The sequence below is a fragment of the Amycolatopsis thailandensis genome, from assembly GCF_042723255.1.
GTDB classification, from domain to species: Bacteria; Actinomycetota; Actinomycetes; order Mycobacteriales; family Pseudonocardiaceae; genus Amycolatopsis; species Amycolatopsis thailandensis.
Genome location: NZ_JBHXJK010000035.1, coordinates 36,643 through 53,237 on the forward strand (window position 1 = coordinate 36,643; position 16,595 = coordinate 53,237).

Consider the following 16,595-nt stretch of genomic DNA (forward strand, 5'->3'; position numbering starts at 1 on the left):
AGTCGCCGCATACGGTGCAGATTACGAGCCCGGCCGCCACCGGGAGTCACCGGCCTGGCGAGGGGATGGGCGATTCGCTGGTCGGCTCCGGGCGCAGCGGCCGGTCGCCGCCGAGGCCCGGGACCAGCGAGGTGCCGCGCCGGACCATGAACGTCTGCGTGAACCCGACGGCCAGCAGGATCGACAGCACCAGGAACCCGATCCAGTACGTCGGCGGCAGCAGCAGGCCGACGGCGCCACCGAAGCACCAGGCCATCTGAAGCACGGTCTCGGACCGGCCGAACGCCGACGCCCGCGACTCCTCCGGGAGGTCTTCCTGGATGACGGCGTCGAGGCTGATCTTCGCCAGCGCGCTCGCGGTCGCGCCGACGAGCGCGACGATCGCCGCCGTCGCCAGCCCGGCCGCCACGGTGGCGATGATCGACATGCCCAGACAAGCCCCGACGCAGGCCAGGATCACCTGATCCGGTTTGCCGAAGTGCAGTCGCGAGCCCAGCGCGTTCCCGAGGAACCCGCCGGCCCCGGCCGCGGCGCCGATGACGCCGAGCAGCAGCAGTTGGTTGAACGGGCTCTGTCCGCTGCCCTCGGTCTGCGCCTTCACCGCGAACGCGGAGAACATCATCAGGAACCCGGTCAGCACCCGGACGGAACCGTTGCCCCAGAGCGAGACGACGATGTGCCGTCCCATCGGCTGACGCTGCTTCTTGACCCGCCGCTCCGGATGCGCGGACAGCGACGCCGGGACCTCGCCCTCGGTCACCTCGACCCAGGAGGGGATCCGCATCGACTGCACCGCCGCCGCGACGCAGATCAGCACGGTGAACCACAGCGCGCCCTGCGAACCCCACAACGCGTTGAAACCACTGGCCAGCGCGCCGAACGCGCCGGCGGCGACCAGGCCGAACACGGTGAGCCGGGCGTTCGTCTTCGACAGCGTGATCTCGGGTGGCAGCACGCGCGGGGTCACCGCCGACTTGAGCACGGTGAACGACTTCGACAGCACCATCATGCCCAGCGCCGCCGGGTACAGGAGCCAGTCGTCGAAGTGCAGCGCCATCACGACGGCCATCAGCGCCTGACCGGCCGAGGACACGCACATCGCGAGCCTGCGGCCGCGCTGGATCTTGTCCAGCGCGGGGCCGATCACCGGCGCGACCAGCGCGAACGGGGCGATCGTGATCAGCAGGTAGAGCGCGACCTTGCCCTTGCTCTCCCCGCTGGTGGCGGCGAAGAACAGCGTGTTGGCCAGGGCGATCGCCATCGCGGCGTCGCTGGCGTAGTTCAGCATCACCGCGTACGTCAGCGAGGTCAGGCCCGATTTGTCGGCCCCGTCCGCCTTCGTCGCGCGCTGGAACGCGCCGACGGCCTGCCCGGTGAGCTGACGGCTGCGCATCGCCGCGACCCGGGTGACCGTGATCTTCTTCGGCATCTTCGGCAGGGAGCCGGCGCGCGGCGGGACCGCGGTCGTCGGGTGTTCCTGCGCGGGTTCCGGCACTTCACGCGGTTCGCCCGCGTAGCCGCCGGTGTCGTAGTGCTCGTACTCGCCGCTGCCCGGCGGCTGGTCGTCGTAGAACCCGCCCGGGCGGCGCCGGACGGGTTCGGTCTGCCGCTGCGACGGATCCGGGTACGGCCGCGCGCCTCGCGGAGGCGTGTGCGGTGGCCGGGGCGGCGGAGGCTGGTGGTGCCCCATCGGGATCGCGCCGGTGCGTGCCTCGTCGGCGGTCGGCCCTGACGGATGCGGCTGGTACTGGGGCTGGGGACGGGCCGCGCGCGGAGGAGGCGGCGGCACCGGCTGCTGCTCGACCCGGGTCGGCGGCGGCGCGGACCAGCTGCGCGCCTGGGGCGCGCCGGGCTCCGGTGTCCACTTGCGCTTGCTCTTGCGGCCGCGCTCCTTGCCCGACCGGCCGGAACGCGTGCCGTCGGGTCCAGAGTTCGAGCCGAAGATTCCCACCAGTCAATCCTGCCTTACGCGGGACCCGCTCCGCGCGTTCACCACTGCTTTCTAGGTCACGGGGACGAACTTCACCCGGAACATCTTGGGCCAGAGCTTGCCGGTGATGAGGAATTCGCCGGTCCCGGGCACCGCCGCGATGCCGTTGAGGACGTCGGCGGAACCGCGTTCCCCGGAAGTGAGGAGCCCCGACGCGTCGATCTCGCCGGTGACCCGCCCGGTCGCGGCGTCGATCCGCAGGATCCGGTCGGTCTGCCAGACGTTCGCGTACACCGAGTCCCCGACGCATTCCAGCTCGTTCAACTGGTCACGGCCGACGTCGACGCCGCCCGTCGGCGCGAAGGTCGCCGGGTCGCGGAAGGTCAGCCTCGACGAGCCGTCGCTCATCACCAGCCTGCCGTCGTGGTGGCAGAGGCCCCAGCCCTCGCCGGTGTAGTTCACGCGCCTGAGCTCGGCCAGTGTCTTGGCGTCGCGTTCGATCGCGACGCCGTCCTGCCAGGTGATCTGCCAGGCCGTCGGCCCGAGCACGGTGATGCCCTCGCCGAACAGCCCCGGCAGTTCCTGCCGCACCGACGGCGCCGCGCCCGCGGGCCCGGCCCGCATCGACGACTTCCCGACCAGGCCGGTGCCCTCGTACAGCGTCTCGCCGGAGAACTCGAGGCCTTGGGTGAAGGCGGCCGGGTCGTGCGGCAGCGTCGAGAGCACCTGCACCTTGAGTTTCTCCGGAGCGGGCGCCGCGGCGTCGCTCCCCGGCGCGGCGGCGCAGCCACCGAGGACGGCGGCCAGCAGGAGCGAGGTGGTCATCAGCGTGCGCACGCGGACAGCCTGACACGGACCGCGATATCGCGTGCGGCAGAATGGGGGCATGACCCTGCTGTTGACCCTGGACGACGGCTCTATCCAGCGCAAACTCGCCGAGGCGGTCGATCTGGCCCGCGCGGCGGTGCTGGAGGACGCCGGTGCCGAACAGGTCGGCGCGCACGTCGGCGTGGACTCCGAGGACGCGGTTTCCGCGAGCCATCTGTTCGAGGCGATCGTGACGGGTTATCGCGGTTGGCGCTGGTCGGTGACGGTGGCGCTCGCCGGTGAGGACGAGCCGATCACGGTCAGCGAGGTCGTGCTCATCCCGGGTCCGGACGCGCGCGTCGCTCCGGCGTGGGTGCCGTGGGACCGCCGCGTCCAGGCGGGCGACCTGGGAGTCGGTGACATCTTCCCGGTGGAGAAGGACGACCCGCGGCTCGCCCCGGCGTACCTGGAGTCCGACGACCCCGCGGTCGAAGCGGTCGCCAAGGAGACCGGCCTCGGCCGGGTCCACGTGCTGTCGCGGCACGGCAGGCTCGACGCCGCCGCCCGCTGGCACGGTGGCGAGTTCGGCCCGCGTTCGGACATGGCGCGCAGCGCGCCGGACGTCTGCGGGAGCTGCGGGTTCTTCGTGTCGCTCGCCGGGTCGCTCAGCGCGGCCTTCGGCGCCTGCACCAATGACATCTCCCCGGCGGACGGCCATGTCGTCGACGTCGAGTACGGCTGCGGGGCGCACTCCGAGATCGAGGTCGAGGTGACCTCGTCGGTGCCGGTGGCGGAACTGGTCTACGACGACTCGCTGATCGACTTCGAGCCCGCGCCCGAGGCGCCGGCTGAGCCCGTCGAGGCCGAGCCCGCCAAGGCCGAAGCCGTCGAGGCCGCTTCAGAGGAGCCCAAGACCGAAGCCGCCGAAGCCGTTGTGGCCGAGACCGCCGAGCCTGCCGAAGCCACGGTCGTCGACGAGTCCGAGGCCCCAGTGGCCGAGGTGCCGGAGACCGCCGAGGTCCAGCCGGAGGTCGAGCCCGAGACCGCCGACGAGGCACAGGCCGAAGCCGAAAGCGCCAGTGAGCACTGACCCGTTCGGCACCGAGCGGTTACGCGCCGCCGTCCTGCGCGCGTGGGCGGATTCGCCGACGCGGTTCACCGAAGACACCAACACCGAGAACGATCTGCGCGTCGGTGGTTACCGGGACAGGCTGTTCGTCGAGCTGGCGCAGAACGCCGCCGACGCCGCGCTGGCGGCCGGTGAGCGCGGCAGGCTCCGGGTGTCCGTTGTGGACGGTGAACTGAGGTTCGCCAACACGGGCGCGCCGTTGGACGCCCGCGGTGTCGAATCCCTTGCCTCCCTTCGTGCTTCCGGCAAGGGCGAGGAGACCGTCGGCCGGTTCGGCGTCGGGTTCGCCGCCGTGCTCACGGTTTCCGCCGAACCGCGGATCGTCTCGGCGACCGGCGGGGTCGCGTTCTCCGCGGAACGCACGCGAACCGCGGCCGACCGCGCCGGTGACGTTCCCGTGCTCCGGCTGCCCTGGCCGGTTTCGGACGACGAACCTCCCGTACCCGAAGGCTTCGCCACCGAGGTCCGGCTTCCGCTGCGCGAGGGCGTCGACGTCCCCGCGCTGCTGGCGGATCTGAAGAACGACATCGGCGATCTCCTGCTCACCCTGTCCTGGCTGGAAAGCATCGAGGTCGAGGGCGGTGCCTGGCGCCGCACCGACCTCGGCGACGGTGTCGTCGAGCTTTCGTCCCCGGACGGTTCCGCCGACCACTGGCAGGTCCATCGCGGCGACGTCGTCTGGGCTGTCCCGCTGGACGCGTCCGGTTCGCCGAAGCCGCTCGGGGACGACGTCCTGCACGCGCCGACACCCACCGACGACGAGCTTTCCCTGCCGGCGAGGCTGATCGCGACGTTGCCGATCGAGCCGTCCCGCCGCCGCGCGCTGCCGGGACCGGAGCTGACGGCGGCGCTGAAGAACGCCGCGCGCGAGTACATCGCTCTCGTCTGTTCCTTGCCCGCCAAGGAGCGCCTGACGCTCGTGCCCGGCGCGTCCTTCCCGCGTTCCACTGTGGACGGAACGCTGCGGGAAGCCATTCTGGAGAACCTCGCGGATCTGCCCTGGCTCCCGGCGCAGGAAGGCGACGACCTGCCGGGCCGCCGCGCGCGGGTGCTCTCGGTCGACGTGCCGGGTCTCGCGCCGCTGCTGGCCGATCTCGTGCCCGGTCTGGTCTCACTGTCCGGTGTGGACCTTCGCGCCGTCGGTGCGCGGTCGCTCGAACCCGCCGAGGCCATCGAGCTGCTGACCGGCGCCCAGCGCGAACCTTCCTGGTGGCACTCGCTTTACGACGTGCTGCTTCCGGCGCTCGAAGCGCACGACCTCACCAAGGACGACCTCGGCGCCTTGCCGGTACCGATGTCGGACGGCCGCACCCTGCCCGGCGTGCGCGACGCGCTGCTCGTCGGCGGCTCGGCGGAACTGCTCGAACTTCTGTCCGATGTGGACATCATCGGGCTGCGGCTCGTCCATCCGGTCGCGGCGCATCCGTTGCTGGAACGCTTGGGCGCCAAGCACGCCGAAGCGAGCGACCTGCTCGAAGCCGACGCGCTGAGCGCCGCCGTCGAGCGCAGTGTCGAAGACGTCCGGTCCGGTTTGGACGGTATGGCGCTCGCGGGCGCGGTGCTCCGCCTGATCGCCGAGGTCGGCGACGAAGCCCCCGAATGGGCCGGTGCGCTGGCTCTGCCGAGCGAGGACGGCTGGCGGCGCGCGGACGAGCTCGTCCTGCCGACGTCGCCGCTGGGCGACATCTTCGACCCCGAGGTGTTCGAGGAAGACGGCGCCTTGTCCGTGCTGGACGAGGAATTCGCCGAGGACTGGCCGGTGGCCACGCTCGTCGCCGTCGGCGTGCTCGATTCCTTCGCCGTCATCACCGACGACGAACCGCTGGAGCCCGAGCACGGACTGCCCGACGAACACGACTGGTGGGACTCGCGGGAGCGCCCGCCGTCACGGGTGCTCGCCGTGCGCGACCTCGACCTCGTCGGCGACGACGCCTGGCCGGAAGCGCTGCGGTTGCTCGCGGCGCGCCCCGAAACCTGGCGTGCCCTCACCGAACCCGGCGGGCACACCGGCTGGTGGCTCGCGCGTTACGCGCTGCTGGACGGGCACGTGCCGCTCGACTGGCGCATGCCGGAATCCGCGACGCTGGCCGGGCTCTACGACGTTGTCCCGGATTCGGGGCTGAGCAAGGAAATACTGCTCGCCGCCGGGGTCCGGACGGAGCTGGGATCGGACGCCGAAGACGTCGAAGATCTCTTGGACCGGCTGGGCGACCCCGAGCGCAAGGTGAGCCCGGGGCTCGCGTCCCGCGCGCACGCGGCGCTCGCGGAGTACACAGTGGACGTTCCGGCGCCGGAACGGGTCCGGGCCGCGGACGGTTCGGCCGTCGACGCCCGCGACGCCGTCGTGCTCGACGTGCCGTGGTTCGCCGCCGTCCTGACGCCGGAGCGGATGGTCGTCTCGGCGAGCGGCGCCGTCGCGCTGGCGGAGCTGCTGGACCTGCCGGTGGCGAGCGGTCTCGACGCCAAGGTCACCGAAGACGGCGAGTACGTGCCGTGGACGGAGCTTTCCGCGCTCCGGCTGGCCGCCGATCAACTGGGCGTCGAACTGCCCGACGGCGGCGTGCTGCTGCACGAGTCGCTGACGGTGACTTTCGAGGACGCGGAGCACGACGTCGCCTGGTGGTCCGACGGCAGGCTGCACGCCGCCGACACCCCGGAAGGCCTCGGGCGCGCCTTCGCCTGGGCCACGGACCGATGGGCCGACCGGCACATCCTCACGGCCCTGCTCGAAGACCCCTCACCCTCGGCGCTCCTCAACTGACGCGTTTCGTCCTCTGAATGCGGTAGTTGCACACGCAAGTACCGCATTCAGAGGACGAAATGCGGGCTCCTGAAGTCGCTGAGCGCTCTTAAAGCCGCTGGGCGCTCTTCGAGCCGCGCCGGGCGGCGGCGCGCTGCCAGGCGATGATCGCGAGGCCGATGAAGCCGAGCACGAGGCCGGAGAACGCCGTCTGCACCCAGATGCCGTCGGTCACAAAGAACAGGACCACGGTCGCGACGGCCCAGAGCGCGGTACCTACGATCACGACCGGCGTCAGGTCGGTCAGCCGCTTCGGCAGCTCCGGCGTTGGCCGCAATGAACCGTTTACTTCCCCGGAATTGATCGATTCGCCCACGTGGGGAAGGGTACCCGGCAACGGGCGAAGGGTGGTACGCGATGGCGGAGCAGCGCACCCGGTCCACACTGGACCGGTTCTTCAAGATCAGCGAGCGCGGCTCGACACCGGGGCGTGAGGTCCGCGGCGGGATCGTCACGTTCTTCACGATGGCCTACATCGTCGTGCTCAACCCGCTGATCATCGGCAGCTTCGCCGCGGACGACGCGGGCGCGCACAAGGACGTCCTGGGCAACATCCTGCCCGTGCCGCAGGTCGCGGCGGTGACCGCGCTGGTCGCCGGGGTGCTGACCATCGTCATGGGGTTGGTCGCGAACTATCCGTTCGCCATCGCCACCGGTCTCGGTATCAACAGCCTGATCGCGGTCACCTTCGCCTCGCAGATGACCTGGCCCGAGGCGATGGGCCTGGTGATGATCGAGGGCCTGGTCATCGTCCTGCTGGTCTTCGCCGGGATCCGGACCGCGGTGTTCAACGCCGTGCCCGCCCCGCTCAAATCGGCCATCGCGGTCGGCATCGGCCTGTTCATCTGCCTGATCGGCCTGGTCGACGCGGGGTTCGTCCGCCGCGTCCCGGACGACGCGAAGACGACCGTACCGGTCGGTCTCGGCATCGACGGCTCGATCGCCTCGTGGCCGACGCTGGTGTTCGTCGTCGGGCTGCTGGTCACCGGCATCCTGGTGGCGAAGAAGGTCAAGGGCGCGATCCTGATCGGTGTCCTCGCCTCGACCGTGCTGGCGATCGTCGTCGAAGCGATCACCAAGGTCGGCCCGTCGAAGGGCGTCAACCCGCTGGGCTGGAACCTCGGCTACCCGGCGCTGCCGGATCAGGTCCTCGGCCTGCCGGACCTCTCGCTGGTCGGCGACATCTCCTTCGGCGCCTGGACCCGGTTGCCGATCATCACCGTCGTGCTGCTGGTGTTCACCCTGGTGCTGGCGGACTTCTTCGACACCATGGGCTCGATGACCGGGCTCGCCAAGGAGGGCGGTCTCCTCCCGGAGGATGGCAAGCTCCCCAACGTCGGGAAGGCACTGTTCGTCGACGGCACCGCCGCGGTGGCGGGCGGTTTCGCGTCGTCGAGTTCGAACACCGTCTTCGTGGAGTCCGCGTCCGGTATCGCCGAAGGCGCCAGGACCGGGCTCGCGAACGTCGTCACCGGCGTGCTCTTCATCGCGGCGATGTTCCTGACGCCGCTGTATCAGGTGGTCCCGGTCGAGGCGGCCGCCCCGGCGCTGGTCGTCGTCGGCGCGCTGATGATGAGCCAGGTGAAGGAGATCGACTTCTCCGACTTCACCATCGCGCTGCCCGCGTTCCTGACCATCGTGGTCATGCCGTTCACCTACTCGATCGCGAACGGCATCGGCGCCGGCTTCGTCAGCTACGTCGTGCTCCGCGCCGTCTCCGGCAAGGCGAAGGGCATCCACCCGCTGATGTGGGCCATCGCGGCCATGTTCGTGGCCTACTTCGCCGTCGGCCCCATCCAGGCGGCGTTCAACTGACCAGCGGTTATGTCATCCGTGGGCGATCTCACGGGCCGGCGATCCGATCGTGAGGTATGCTAACTATATGTCCGGAGACACGCACGAGCGCTCACTGGCGAGCCGCCTGCGTCTCGCGGTGGTGCGGCTCAATCGACGGCTACGGGCCCAGCGGGCCGGTGACGGCATCTCGCTGACCCAGGTTTCGGCGTTGTCGACGTTGCACAAATGCGGTGCGCTGACCCCAGGCCAGCTCGCCGCGAAGGAAGGCGTCCAGCCGCCCTCGATGACGAGGGTGATCGCCGCGCTCGAGGAGATGGACTACGTCGAGCGCAGGCCGCATCCGACGGACGGCCGCCAGGCCATCGTCGAGTTGTCCGGCCGCGGCCGGGCCTACGTGGTCGAGCAGATCACCGCGCGGGAGATCTGGCTGGACAAGCAATTGGCGGAGTTGAGCGCCGAGGAACGCGAAGTGCTCTCTCGCGCCGCCGAGATCATCGACAGGATGGCGGGGAACTAACAGCGGTGACGACCACGGGTAACGAAACTGAGTGTCCTTCCAAGACCACCGTTACCCGGGAACCCGCTCCACCGCCGCCACCTCCCGCGCGCGAGAAGCCGCGCGGGAGCATGTTCTCTTCGCTGAAGGTCCGCAACTACCGGCTCTTCTTCACCGGCCAGGTCATCTCGAACATCGGCACCTGGATGCAGCGCATCGCGCAGGACTGGCTGGTGTTCACCCTCAGCGGCAACGACCCGATCGCCCTCGGCATCGCGGTCGCGCTGCAGTTCGCGCCGACACTGTTCCTCTCGCTGTGGGCCGGGGTGCTGGCCGACCGCGTCGACAAGCGGCGGCTGCTGATCGGGATCCAGATCGCCGTGCTGGCGCAGGCGGTCGTCCTCGGCGCCCTGGACCTGAGCGGGATCGCGGCGCTCTGGCACGTCTATCTCCTCTGCTTCACGCTGGGCTGCACGGCTTCGCTGGAAGTGCCGGCGCGGCAGTCGTTCGTCGCCGAGATGGTCGGCAGGGACAAGGTCACCAACGCCGTCGCGCTCAACTCCTCGATCTTCAACATGGCGCGCATCGTCGGCCCGGCCATCGCGGGGTTCGCGATCACCTGGGTCGGCACCGGCTGGCTGTTCATGGCGAACGCCGTGAGCACCGGCGCAGTCATCGCCGCGCTGGTGATGATGAACCCGGACAAGCTCTTCCGCGGCCCGGCCATCCCGCGCGAGAAGGGGCAGCTCGTCGAGGGGCTGCGGTACGTCCGGCGGCGCAGTGACCTGATGACCGTGATGGTGCTGGTGTTCTTCGTGAGCACGTTCGGCATCACGTACTTCACCTCGCTGCCGATCGTCGCCGCGAACGTCTTCCACACCAACGCCGACGGCTACGGCCTGCTGTCGACACTGGTCGCCGTCGGCACCTTCACCGGCGCGCTGATGTCGGCCCGCCGCAACACCCGCGGTGGTCCTCGTGTGCGGCTGCTGCTGATCTCGGCGTTCCTGCTCGGCGCGTTCGAAGTGATCACCGCGTTCATGCCGACGTACCTGACCTTCGGTCTCGCGCTGATCCCGCTCGGCTTCGCCACGATCACCTTCCTCAACACGGCGAACGCGCTGGTGCAGACCGCGGTCAGCCCGGAGATGCGCGGCCGCGTGATGGGCCTGTACGTGCTGGTGCTGATCGGCGGGAACCCCATCGGCGGCCCGATGACCGGCTGGATGGCCGACGCCTTCGGCGGCCGCTCGCCGTTTTACATCGGCGGCGCGATCTCGGCGATCGCCGCGATAGCCTGTGCCGTCGTGCTGATCCGGCGCGGCGGGGTGAGCCTGCCGGTGCGGCGGTTCGGCAACGGGCTGCGCGTGCTGAAGAGGGAGCGAGTGTGAACAGACTCGGTGTCGAACCGTCGGTGACCCGGTGGGACGGCGGCGAGGCCCGGTTCCTCGGCTGGACGATCGACGGCGCCGCCCTGCGCGACCTGGTTCCCACGCAGAATCAAACGCCGTTGTTCCTGGACGACGACGGGTGGCGCGAGACCGCCGTCGCGACGCTGTCCCGGCTGCTGGGCGACTTGCCGGGCGATTTCGACGACGGCCGGGTCGCACTGGATTTCTGCCCGCTGTGCGGCGACCTCGGCTGCGGTGCTTACAGCGTCGAGGTCGTCTTCGGTGACGACGTGGTCGAGTGGCGGAACTTCGGCTGGCAGACCGACTACGAACCCTTCGATGACCCGGACGAGTACAAGTTCACCGGAGCCCTTTTCGAGCGGAAGGCGTACGAGACCCTTCTCCGCGACCTTCTGTCGAACTACCGGGCCTAGGGCCCGAGCAGCGGCGGCACCATCTTCTCGGCGAGTGCCTGCAGATCGCCGGCGCCCTTGAACTTCAACGTCTGCCCGCCCGGATCTTCGGTGAGCTGCACGACGACGCCTCGCCCGTCGACCTGGGCGGGCCGTCCGGCGATCGTCGTGGTCGGTTTGACCACCGAGGACAGCGCGCTGTAGTCCGCGGTCGTGCCGTTCAGCTCGCACGACGCGAAGAAGGTCGGTTTCGCCTTGTCCGCGGGGACTCCGAGCGCGCGGCCGAGTTCCCCGCACAACAGCCAGGACATCACCGGGAGTGGTTTGTCCTTGAGTGGCCCGGCTTCGACCGGTTGCGGCGCGATCTCGCCGTCTTCGCCGATTTTCGGCAACCGCGGCCCGGGCGGCATCGCTCCCGCGATCAGCGCCTCGGCGAGTGCCTTCGCCTTGCCCTCGGCCTCGGGCGTCTTGACGGCCCGGCTGCGGACGGCGACGTTCAATACCGGCGACGCGCCTTTGTGTGGCGCGACCTCGATCAGTTCGACGCTCAGACTGATGGTGCCCATCTCGGTGGCGATGACCGCGAGCTTGCCCGCGACGGTGGTCCTGGTCGGCAGGCCGCGGCTCGTGTTCTCGGGCAGCGCCGGGATCATCTGGGCGGTGACGTCGAACTGCGCGCTGACAGCGTGGCAGGACCCGCCCGCCTCCCGGAGCGTGCGGCCGCCGAGGATCTCCTCCCAGCGCTGCTCCGGGATCGCCTGGCACAGCACCTGCGCGCCGGTCTCACTCGTCAGCGCGGCCACCATCTCACCCGTCGGCATCAGGACCGGGCGGAGCGCGTTCTCCGGCTTGGACGGCCAGGTTTCGGGGAGTTCGGCTTCCGCGCTGGTATCGCTCTTGTTCAGCAGGGTGACCGCGACGAAGATGCCCACGCCGAACAGCAGCAGGACGCTGGTCAGCGCGCAGCCCGCCCAGATCCACATCGGACGGTCGGTCTTGCGGGCGATGGCGCGGTAGTCGTTCGGGGTGGCCACGGGGTGAAGCTAGCCGCTCGGGGGCTCGCTGTCCGGCGAAACGCCAACCCGCCGCGCCACTGGCACCATGCGGGAGAGCCGACTACTCGCAAGAGGGAGGCGGAAGAGTGGGTCTTCGAGAGGGGTTGGGGTAGACTTGGGGCAGCGCTGGTTAGTAAACCGGCGAAGTGGACCCGGCAGCCTTCCGGACGGTGGGTGGGCCGGGTTTCGCGTATCCGGACCTCAAACGGTCCGGATCCCAGCCACCATTTCTCTCGCGCGCGCCTTCCAATGGCCTCCACGTTGCCAACACCAGGCGAGAGCGTCCGGAATCGCGAGCAGTGGTTCCTCGAACGCGCGCAGGTGCCTGTACTCGAGGACGTCGTGGCATTCTTGCGCTCGGACGGCTCGGTAGAGCGTCTTCCGGTCCAGTTCCACGATCGACTCGTCGCTTTCCAGTCCAGTTCCACGATCGACTCGTCGCTTTCCAGCACGAGCATTCGTGTCCCGGCGCTCGCGAGGTCCTCGACCAGCACGTCAAGGCAGGCTTGGCGCTGACGACGCCGATGATGTGCGGAGGCGTCATAGATCGTCACCGTCGGGTCGAGTGCGGCGATGGTGTCCAAAATGCGTTTCCGGCGGCCGTCGCTCTCGTGTGTGAAATGCAGGCGGCGCTGCCCCGGGAGGATCAGGCCACGCATGGCTCGGCGGGCGGACGTGAGGTCGCCCGAGAGCAGCGCGGCCGCCGTCACCAGGTAGCCGCCCTCCTTGCTCTCGTCGACGAACACGTGGCTGGTCATCCGGTCATTGTCGCGGAGGGCACCGACAGGAAGATCATCGACCGAGTGTGACGTCCTTGCGCACAGCCAAAAGTTGACTGCCGACCACTCGCAAGAGGGAGGCGGAAGGGTCGCCGGAGGGAACCGGTCCGAAGCGCGTCCGACGATGCTTCAAGACATGACCAGCACAGTGTTCCGAAGCGTCGCAGGAGTGCCCAGATGGGCGAAGTGGTCGGCGCACACCGTCGCCCTGGTGAACGTCCCGTCCGGCATCTGGCGGCTCGGGCTGGCCGTGGGGATCCCGTTCGGCCTGGCACAGTCCGAAATGGACGCCATGAAGACACCCGGCTGGGGATCGCTCTACCTGGTGTTCCTCGCCGTGTTCTCCGAAGCCGTCGCTTTCCTGGCTCTCGGTCTCGTCCAGCCGTGGGGCGAGGTCTGGCCACGCTGGATCCCTTTCGTGGGCGGCAAATCCGTCTCCGCCCGCAAGGTCGTGATCACGTCCTCGCTCGGTGTGCTGGCCACGACGATCTACGCCGGGCTGTTCGTCTACACGACCTTCAACGCCGACATGGCGGGCGAGCCCTGGGCGGACTGGCTGATCGCCATCGTCTACGTGCCGCTGCTGCTCTGGGGTCCGCTGCTCGCCGTCGTGACGTGGCACTACCACCGGCGCCGCGCCCAGGCGTCGATCAAGGTCTGAAGCACCGAACGATCATTTCCACCTGGCGGACGGAGGCGGTTCCAGCGCCTCCCGCAGATCGCCGCCTACCGCGTCCGCGACGTCTTCCACGGTCCACGTCTCCCGTTCGAGGACAGGGTCCTTGATCGCGGTCTGCCGCAGCACGCACAGGATGTCGCCCCGGAACCGCAGGATCTGCCCGGTGACGCCCGCCGAGAGGTCGCTGAGCAGGTACGTCACCAGCGGGGCCACCCGCTCCGGTGTGTGCTCCGGGGTCTGGACGACACTCGGGTCCTTCCAGGCCATCCGAGTCCAGGCCACCGGCGCGACGGCGTTGACCCGGATGCCGTGTTCGGCCAGGTCGGCCGCCCAGGAGGCGGTCATGGAGGCGACGGCGCCCTTCGAGGCCGAGTAGGCGGCCGCGCGCCGCTGGCCGATCATCGAGCCGGAGCCGACGTTCACGATCACGCCGCCGCCCCGCTCGCACATGACCGCGGCCGCCGCGGTCCCGCAGAACAGCGGGCCCAGCACGTTGACCTCGACCACCTCGCGCATCTTGGCCGGATCGTCGGCCCACGGATCGGCGCGGTAGTTGACGCCGGCGTTGTTGACCAGTCCGTCGAGCGAGCCGAATTCGGTGACGCACTGGTCGATCAGCCCGGCGGCCGAAGCGGCTTCGGCGATCGAGCGGTCGTTGGCGACGGCGCGTCCGCCGAGCGACCGGATCTCCCCGGCGACCTCCCGTGCGAGGTCACCGTCCACATCGTTGACGACGACGGCGGCCCCGTGTGAAGCCGCGTGCAGCGCGAAAGCCCTGCCCAGACCCTGCCCGGCTCCGGTGATCACCACGGCTTTACCGCTCAGATGGCTCATGAGACCAGTGTGCAGTCACTCGGACGGGTGAGATCGGCGTCTCTCAGGCGAACCCCTTGCCGGGGTAGATGAGGTTAGGCTAACCTCATACATGTCCGCTTCGTGGTGGGAGCGGCAGTCAGTTCGGGAACGGACGAAGCCCCGCAACCGGGTCACCCCCGGAGGCGGGGCTTCGTTCATTCCGGGGGTTCATGGTCGATGACCGGCGTCGATCCGGTCAAGGGCGTTCCGGCACTCGGGTGAGTTCGATCCCGAACTCCTTCCGGTAGGCGTCCAGGACCTCCTGATCACTCGAAAGCCTGGTCTCCTCGCGGACGCCGTGGGTCGTGACGATCAGCCTGTCACCCGTCAGGGTGACCCGGCCGTGGGTGCTCGGCAGCGAACAGGTCGGCCCCCGCGTGAAATGCGAGTCCGGTGACGTCGCCTGCCAGAACGCCGTCGGGACGAACTCGTCCAGCGCCCGCGTCCGCGGTTCGATCCGGTACTGGGGCTTGCCGTCCAGGAGGACGTCGATGTCGCCGTGGGGCGCGTCGAGGAACAGGAACTCGCCGTCCGGGTCGGCCTGCGGCTCGGTGGCGGACAGTCGCAGCGGGAACCGGCTGAACCGGCCGAAGCCGACGTCGGCCAGCCATGGTTCGTCCAGTTCGACGCGCACGACGGCGTGGTCGAACGGTGGCCCGAGGGTGCCGTCCGCCCGGAACACCTTCGCGGCCTTCAGATCGGCGTCGAAACCCAGTTCACGCAGCAGGGCGGCGAAGAGGCCGTTGAGTTCGTAGCAGAACCCGCCACGCCGCCGTCGCACGATCTTGTCGAACAGCGCCTCGGTGTCCAGGGCGATCGGTTCGCCGAGGTGAATGCTCAGGTTCTCGAACGGGACCACCGCGAGGTGACGCTCCTGAACCATCCGCAGCGTGGCGACGTCCACGGCGGCGGGGCGGTCCAGGCCGAGGCGATCGAGGTATGCGGCGACGTCCATGCGACCACCTTGACACCTCGACTTCGCTGGAGGTCAAGCACGAAAAAGGGGCCCTCCCGGAGGAGAGCCCCGTTTCGTGGCGAGAGGTCAGCCGAGCAGCAGGCCGTTGCCACCGGCGACGGCGTTGTCGAACCGCTTGGAGATCTCGGCCCAGTTGAAGATGTTCCACAGGGCCTCGACGTACTTCGGCTTCACGTTCTTGTAGTCCAGGTAGAACGCGTGCTCCCAGACGTCGACCAGCAGGATCGGCGTGGTCGGCAGGACCAGGTTGTTGTGGTGGTCGCGCAGCTGCTGGGTGATCAGCGTCTTGCCGATCGGGTCCCAGGAGAGCGCGGCCCAGCCGTTGCCCTGGATCGTGGTGGCGACCGCGGTGAACTGCGCCTTGAACTTGTCGAAGGAGCCGAACGCCTCGTCGATCGCGGAGGCCAGCTCGCCGGTCGGCTTGTCGCCGCCTTCCGGGGAGAGGATCTTCCACCACACGACGTGGTTGGCGTGCCCGGCCAGGTGGAACGCCAGCGTGGTCTGGAGGCCGACGATGTCACCGAAGTTGCCGGCGTCGCGGGCTTCGGCGATCTTGTCGAGCGTGTCGTTCGCGCCCTTGACGTAGGTCGCGTGGTGCTTGCTGTGGTGCAGCTCGTTGATCTCGCCCGAGATGTGCGGCGCAAGAGCGCTGTAGTCATAGTCGAGATCGGGGAGCACGTAGCGGGCCATCGGCCCTCCTTCTGTCTTCGACACGAGTTTCCAAGGACGAACTTAGTCGTCTTCACCCGTTTGCGGCGACCGGGGGCGCCGCGTTTCTCCCCAGGTGGAACGACTCGTTCTTACCGGCAGTACCCGGTGGGGCCACTGCCTGAAACCCACCCTGCTAGCTCCAGTTAGCTGGAGGTCAAGGCGATGTGACGCCGGTCATCGAAGGAGGGCCGATGACTCTTCGGCTCAGGAGAAGGAGACCGGGATGAAGACGTCCGAGTTCCGGTCGTTCGAGGCGAAGTGATCGCGCCGCGAGATGATCGCGCACGTCACCGAGGGGTTGGAGCAGTCGAGGCCGCTGTTGACTTCGGCGATCCGGATCTGCGTCGTGAAGGTGCCGTTCGAGGCGATGGGCGAGGAGCCGCCGGGGAAGTTGGTGACCCAGGCGGAGGGGCCGACGCCGGTGCCGCCCTGGCCGTCGCCGCCCGCGCACGGGCTCGGCTTGGTGCCGTAGCTGTAGTCCTCGGGCACGGCGCACAGCGCGACGTAGTAGCCCTCCGCGGAGTTGAAACCGCTGCCCGTGACGGTGATGGTCTCGCCGGCGGCGGCGAGACCGGTGGCGTTGGAGGCGGAGAGGGTCTTGCCGTTGTGGGTCGCACTGCCCGGCGCGGCCGAGGCGGGGGCGGCGAGCGCGGTGACGGCCGCGGTCGCGGCGGTCGTGACGAGTGCGGCGCGGAGCAGGACCGATCTCTTCGACATGGGAGGTTCCCTTCGATCACAAGGAGGTCACAGCCTTAGGCAAGGCTTACCTATCAGGAA

General features: G+C 69.3%; 16 protein-coding genes. 8 read left to right on the top strand and 8 right to left on the bottom strand.

The window, feature by feature from the left end:
- Positions 1-46 precede the first annotated feature (46 nt).
- Both ACFWMR_RS16465 and ACFWMR_RS16470 read right to left on the bottom strand, forming a co-directional pair.
- The gene (locus ACFWMR_RS16465; protein ID WP_378378949.1) at positions 47-1,951 is read right to left on the bottom strand and encodes an MFS transporter; all 1,905 of its coding nucleotides are present in this window, start codon (positions 1,949-1,951) and stop codon (positions 47-49) included.
- Positions 1,952-2,002: 51 nt separating this feature from the next.
- The gene (locus tag ACFWMR_RS16470; RefSeq protein ID WP_378378950.1) at positions 2,003-2,767 is read right to left on the bottom strand and encodes a glutaminyl-peptide cyclotransferase; all 765 of its coding nucleotides are present in this window, start codon (positions 2,765-2,767) and stop codon (positions 2,003-2,005) included.
- 49 nt (positions 2,768-2,816) lie between these two features.
- Here ACFWMR_RS16470 and ACFWMR_RS16475 point away from each other — a divergent pair, with 49 nt between their 5' ends.
- Together ACFWMR_RS16475 and ACFWMR_RS16480 are read left to right on the top strand one after the other, a co-directional pair.
- On the top strand, positions 2,817-3,827 hold the full coding sequence (locus ACFWMR_RS16475; RefSeq protein ID WP_378378951.1) for a DUF3027 domain-containing protein: 1,011 nt from the start codon (positions 2,817-2,819) through the stop codon (positions 3,825-3,827).
- Complete coding sequence (locus tag ACFWMR_RS16480; RefSeq protein ID WP_378378952.1) at positions 3,817-6,627, top strand: sacsin N-terminal ATP-binding-like domain-containing protein; 2,811 nt, start codon at positions 3,817-3,819, stop codon at positions 6,625-6,627. Before ACFWMR_RS16475 ends, ACFWMR_RS16480 begins: the two co-directional genes overlap by 11 nt.
- A gap of 88 nt (positions 6,628-6,715) precedes the next feature.
- On the opposite strand, the gene ACFWMR_RS16485 is transcribed toward ACFWMR_RS16480, so the two are convergent.
- The gene (locus ACFWMR_RS16485; RefSeq protein ID WP_039917556.1) at positions 6,716-6,943 is read right to left on the bottom strand and encodes a DUF2530 domain-containing protein; all 228 of its coding nucleotides are present in this window, start codon (positions 6,941-6,943) and stop codon (positions 6,716-6,718) included.
- A gap of 80 nt (positions 6,944-7,023) precedes the next feature.
- Between ACFWMR_RS16485 and ACFWMR_RS16490 the strand changes: the two genes are divergently transcribed.
- The 4 genes from ACFWMR_RS16490 (at position 7,024) to ACFWMR_RS16505 (ending at position 10,784) form a co-directional block, all read left to right on the top strand.
- Positions 7,024-8,481: an NCS2 family permease gene (locus tag ACFWMR_RS16490; RefSeq protein ID WP_378378953.1), complete on the top strand. Its 1,458-nt coding sequence runs from the start codon at positions 7,024-7,026 to the stop codon at positions 8,479-8,481.
- Positions 8,482-8,548: 67 nt separating this feature from the next.
- On the top strand, positions 8,549-8,980 hold the full coding sequence (locus tag ACFWMR_RS16495; RefSeq protein WP_093933191.1) for a MarR family winged helix-turn-helix transcriptional regulator: 432 nt from the start codon (positions 8,549-8,551) through the stop codon (positions 8,978-8,980).
- Between the two features lie 110 nt (positions 8,981-9,090).
- The gene (locus tag ACFWMR_RS16500; protein WP_093933192.1) at positions 9,091-10,350 is read left to right on the top strand and encodes an MFS transporter; all 1,260 of its coding nucleotides are present in this window, start codon (positions 9,091-9,093) and stop codon (positions 10,348-10,350) included.
- Entirely contained in the window at positions 10,347-10,784 is a 438-nt protein-coding gene (locus ACFWMR_RS16505; protein ID WP_378378954.1) for a hypothetical protein, read from the top strand. The genes ACFWMR_RS16500 and ACFWMR_RS16505 overlap by 4 nt, the downstream gene beginning before the upstream one ends.
- Here ACFWMR_RS16505 and ACFWMR_RS16510 read toward each other — a convergent pair.
- Positions 10,781-11,797, bottom strand: coding sequence for a hypothetical protein (locus tag ACFWMR_RS16510; RefSeq protein WP_378378955.1), 1,017 nt, complete (start codon positions 11,795-11,797; stop codon positions 10,781-10,783). The two genes, ACFWMR_RS16505 and ACFWMR_RS16510, sit on opposite strands and share 4 nt — an antisense overlap.
- Positions 11,798-12,324: 527 nt before the next feature.
- Here ACFWMR_RS16510 and ACFWMR_RS16515 point away from each other — a divergent pair.
- Together ACFWMR_RS16515 and ACFWMR_RS16520 are read left to right on the top strand one after the other, a co-directional pair.
- The gene (locus tag ACFWMR_RS16515) at positions 12,325-12,627 is read left to right on the top strand and encodes a hypothetical protein (RefSeq protein WP_378378956.1); all 303 of its coding nucleotides are present in this window, start codon (positions 12,325-12,327) and stop codon (positions 12,625-12,627) included.
- A gap of 106 nt (positions 12,628-12,733) precedes the next feature.
- Positions 12,734-13,258: a hypothetical protein gene (locus tag ACFWMR_RS16520; protein WP_378278382.1), complete on the top strand. Its 525-nt coding sequence runs from the start codon at positions 12,734-12,736 to the stop codon at positions 13,256-13,258.
- A gap of 12 nt (positions 13,259-13,270) precedes the next feature.
- On the opposite strand, the gene ACFWMR_RS16525 is transcribed toward ACFWMR_RS16520, so the two are convergent.
- The 4 genes from ACFWMR_RS16525 to ACFWMR_RS16540 form a co-directional block, all read right to left on the bottom strand.
- Positions 13,271-14,110 carry an SDR family NAD(P)-dependent oxidoreductase gene (locus tag ACFWMR_RS16525; RefSeq protein WP_378378957.1) on the bottom strand — a complete coding sequence of 280 codons (840 nt, stop codon included), beginning with the start codon at positions 14,108-14,110 and terminating at the stop codon, positions 13,271-13,273.
- Between the two features lie 217 nt (positions 14,111-14,327).
- Positions 14,328-15,086 (bottom strand): arylamine N-acetyltransferase family protein, encoded by a 759-nt coding sequence (locus tag ACFWMR_RS16530; protein WP_378378958.1) that lies wholly within the window; start codon positions 15,084-15,086, stop codon positions 14,328-14,330.
- A gap of 87 nt (positions 15,087-15,173) precedes the next feature.
- On the bottom strand, positions 15,174-15,797 hold the full coding sequence (locus ACFWMR_RS16535) for a superoxide dismutase (RefSeq protein ID WP_020631814.1): 624 nt from the start codon (positions 15,795-15,797) through the stop codon (positions 15,174-15,176).
- Between the two features lie 225 nt (positions 15,798-16,022).
- On the bottom strand, positions 16,023-16,535 hold the full coding sequence (locus ACFWMR_RS16540; RefSeq protein ID WP_093933198.1) for a hypothetical protein: 513 nt from the start codon (positions 16,533-16,535) through the stop codon (positions 16,023-16,025).
- Between the last annotated feature and the right edge of the window lie 60 nt (positions 16,536-16,595).